The organism is Streptosporangium nanhuense (assembly GCF_059358815.1).
In genome coordinates, this window is sequence record NZ_JCADBG010000080.1 from 1 (window position 1) to 3263 (window position 3263).

At 73.2% G+C, this 3263-nt stretch carries 7 protein-coding genes; all 7 read left to right on the top strand.

Annotated elements, in window-relative coordinates; translation table 11 throughout:
- The first annotated feature begins 128 nt into the window (after nt 1–128).
- Complete coding sequence (locus AC5L38_RS43980; protein WP_495248776.1) at nt 129–770, top strand: hypothetical protein; 642 nt, start codon at nt 129–131, stop codon at nt 768–770.
- A 46-nt stretch (nt 771–816) separates the two neighbouring features.
- The gene (locus AC5L38_RS43985; protein ID WP_495248777.1) at nt 817–1095 is read left to right on the top strand and encodes a hypothetical protein; all 279 of its coding nucleotides are present in this window, start codon (nt 817–819) and stop codon (nt 1093–1095) included.
- Between the two features lie 105 nt (nt 1096–1200).
- On the top strand, nt 1201–1959 hold the full coding sequence (locus AC5L38_RS43990; protein WP_495248778.1) for a M48 family metalloprotease: 759 nt from the start codon (nt 1201–1203) through the stop codon (nt 1957–1959).
- Complete coding sequence (locus AC5L38_RS43995; RefSeq protein ID WP_495248779.1) at nt 1956–2120, top strand: hypothetical protein; 165 nt, start codon at nt 1956–1958, stop codon at nt 2118–2120. Before AC5L38_RS43990 ends, AC5L38_RS43995 begins: the two co-directional genes overlap by 4 nt.
- Nucleotides 2117–2770: an NUDIX domain-containing protein gene (locus AC5L38_RS44000; RefSeq protein ID WP_495248780.1), complete on the top strand. Its 654-nt coding sequence runs from the start codon at nt 2117–2119 to the stop codon at nt 2768–2770. Before AC5L38_RS43995 ends, AC5L38_RS44000 begins: the two co-directional genes overlap by 4 nt.
- 4 nt (nt 2771–2774) lie before the next feature.
- Complete coding sequence (locus AC5L38_RS44005; protein WP_495248781.1) at nt 2775–2945, top strand: hypothetical protein; 171 nt, start codon at nt 2775–2777, stop codon at nt 2943–2945.
- 49 nt (nt 2946–2994) lie between these two features.
- Nucleotides 2995–3263 (top strand): hypothetical protein (locus AC5L38_RS44010; protein WP_495248782.1); only part of this gene is annotated, 269 nt, incomplete at its 3' end.

A 3263-nucleotide genomic window follows, 5' to 3' on the forward strand; every position in this document is an offset into this window, starting at 1 on the left:
CGACGGCAGCAAGGCCCGCGACGTCCACATCACCCCCAGCGAGCTGGACGAGCTGCTGGACGAGCTGCGCACCGCCACGCCGTCGACGCGCCGCTGACCCTCACCCGACCGATCCGAAGGAACCCACCATGATCGACTCGACCCCCGCCGTCCCGCACGGCGACCGCACCCACTCCCACGAGCAGACGCTGAACCTGGCGCTGGTCTTGTGGGTTGAGGGCCGACCGTTCTCCGCCGCCGACCTGGACTGGGTCCTGACGGCCACCGGCCAGACATGGACGTGGCTGCTGGCCCGCCTGGGCGAGCGCGTCGTGACCGGCCTGCTGGCCTACGACACCACCACCGGCTACCGGGTCATCGACCCCGCCGCGCTGGAGGCCCTCGTACAGGCGTCCTGGCCGACCACGCCGGGCTCCCCCACGCCGCCGAAGCTGGGGCTCTCGTGGCTGTACGAGCTCGCCCAGCAAGCGCAGCACGACACGGTCGCAGGAAACGGCGCCCCCGTCACCTACCCCGCCCCGAAGCCGGGCCGAGTTCACCCGATGGTGGCCGCCGCCAGCGCCCGCCCGTGCCCCGACTGCGGCGACCCCACCCAGATCCGCAAGGCCGGGCGGGCCCGGACCGCCTTCGGGCTGGCCCTGCTCGCGCTGTTCGCCGCCACCGGCACCGGCACCCCGGCCGCGCTCACCATCGCGCTGGTCGCGGGGTTCGCCATCACCTTCGTCCACTTCATCCGCCAGGCCCCGGCGCCGTGTCGGCACCGGTTCTGACCGTCACCGCCCCCACTCATCACCAACCGAAAAGGACACATCCGCCATGAAATCCCTGAAGAAGTTCTCCCGGCGTCCCGCCGTCATCGTGCTGGTCCTGGCGGCCGCGCTCTCCATGGCCGCCAGGTGCGACACCACCGCGGCGTGTGCCGCCACCGTGGCCGTCGTCGCGGTCAACCCGCCGGAGCCCATCACCGACGGCTCCTACCGGGACGGCTCCGCCGAGGAGGCCGAGGCGCCGGAGCCCGTCGAGGACGAGGTACCGGAGCCGGTCGAGGACGGCAGCTACAAGGACGGCTCCGAGGACGACGCGTCGGGCTGCTGAACCGGGACGGGCGCGCACCAACGTGGTCATCCGACCAAGAACTTCCACGTCGGGCGCGCCCGCTCACCCCATCTCCCCATGCAGAGCAGAGAGGTACCACCCATCATGACGCACACCACCCCACCCACACCGGGCCCCGGGCGGACGTTCGCCGCGTTCGAACCCGCCTCGGTACGCACCACCTACGTCCCGGCCGGGACCGTCACGGCCGCCAAGCCCGCGCTTTCCACGCCCGCCGTCCCCACTGCCGGCACCACGTCGACCAGCCCGGCCGTCCCGGCGGGTCTGGTGGAGCTGGTGGCCACCCTGCGCACCGCCGCCCACCTGCCCGGCGTGCTCGTCATCATCGACAGCGACACCGGCGCCGAGGCCACCTCGATGCTGTGCCTGCCCACCGCGCAGATCCGGCTCGGCGCCGACCTGCTGGATGAACAGCACAGCATGCGGCTGCAGGGGACGCTGGCCCACGAGATCGCCCACCACGCCCTGGGCCACCTGAGCGGGCCGAACCTGTGGCGGCGCCTCGCGGCCGGATGCGGACTCGGGGCGCTGCTCGCCGGGGCCGTGCACCTGCCCGCCTGGCTCGTCGTCGCCACGGCCGCCGTCGCCGCCGTCAACCACCTGCTGGCCACCCAGGCCATCCGGCTGCAGGAATGCGACGCCGATCTGTACTCCGCGAGGCTACTGACCGAGGTCGGCCGCGACGGGAGGGCGATCGTGACCGCCACGCTGGCCGCACTGCCCGCGCCGACCCTGTGGCAGCGCACCGTCGGCCGGCTCACCGCCAGCCACCCCACCCCGGACGTCCGGCTGCGCGTCCTGGCCAGCGGCCGGGCGCCGTCCTGGTTCGGAGGTGTCCGATGACCGAGACGATCTTCTGTGACTGCTGCGGCCGCATGACGACCGTCGATGCCCGATCGGCCTCCGCGCAGTACGCCTACGGCGAGGACTCGGCCGCCCGCGCCGTCCGCCACCAGCTCGTCACCGCCGCCGCCAACGGCGGACAGCCGGGAGGGACCCGATGAGCCGTACCTACACCCACCCCGATGTACTCGGTAAGGGCGTTCAGGAGGGGTGGGCCGACCCGCGGACCGACCCCGCCCAGATCGACTGGGCCGCCCGGCAGCGGGACGCCGCGATCCCCTTCGCCGTCGTCGACGGCCGCCCGCTCAACCCGTGCGGCCCCACCGGCATCCGCTACGGCCGGGGCGAGCTGGGCCACTGGGGCGAGCAACAGGCCGCCGACGCCGTCGTCACCCTCTCCATCGGCGGTACCCGGCGGGTGCTGCTGGTCGACCGGGACGACGACCACGGCTGGGCGGTCCCTGGCGGTTACCTGGAGGCTGGCGAGGATCCGCTGACGGCGGCGATCCGCGAGCTGGCCGAGGAGACCGGCCTGATCCTGCCGGACGCCTGCTGGCGGGTGCTGCCGGTGCGGTACGTGCCCGACTCCAGGGAGACGGACGAGGCGTGGATGGTCACCTGGCCTGCCATAGCCGACCTGGGCCAGGTCACCGAGCTGCCCGTCGTACGGGGGGCCGACGACGCCAGGGCGGCCGCCTGGGTGCGCGCTGACACCTACGCGATGCTCGTCGTCGATCTGGGCCGCCACCAGAGACGGGTGTTTCGCGCGCACCGGCCTCTGCTCGCCGAGCTGCTCAGCAGATCACGGTGAACCCGTGGCGCCGTCCCTGGCCGAACTCGCCGCACCTTGCCAGCGGTGCGCCCACCAGCGCGCCGTGCACACCGGCGGGGCCCAGCCCGGCGGCTGGGCTCCCTATGACCGCATCTGGGCGAACGCGAGCGGCTCGTGCCGCCACCCCGGCTGCGACTGTCCGGGCCGCACCTAGAACACCCGCCCAGGCCCCTGTCCAGGGCCCGCACCGTGAGAGGAACGACATGACAGAGTCGCTCGTCCAGGTGGCCGAGGCCATCGCCGACGCCCTCTATGACCGCGACCTGGAGAGGGCCCGCGATCACTTCGACCGTGCTGTCCGGGGCAGCCAGACGGCGCTGGAAGCGCTTGCCAAGCAGCTCGCCGCGAACGTGGAGATCCCCGCGGGGACGGTCGTGGTCGGCTTCGGCATCGATGTGTGGGGCAACCCCTGGCGCGGCGGCTACGCCTGGCGGTGCGGTTCCTGCCGGTGGACTGGCAGCAACTACCTGAC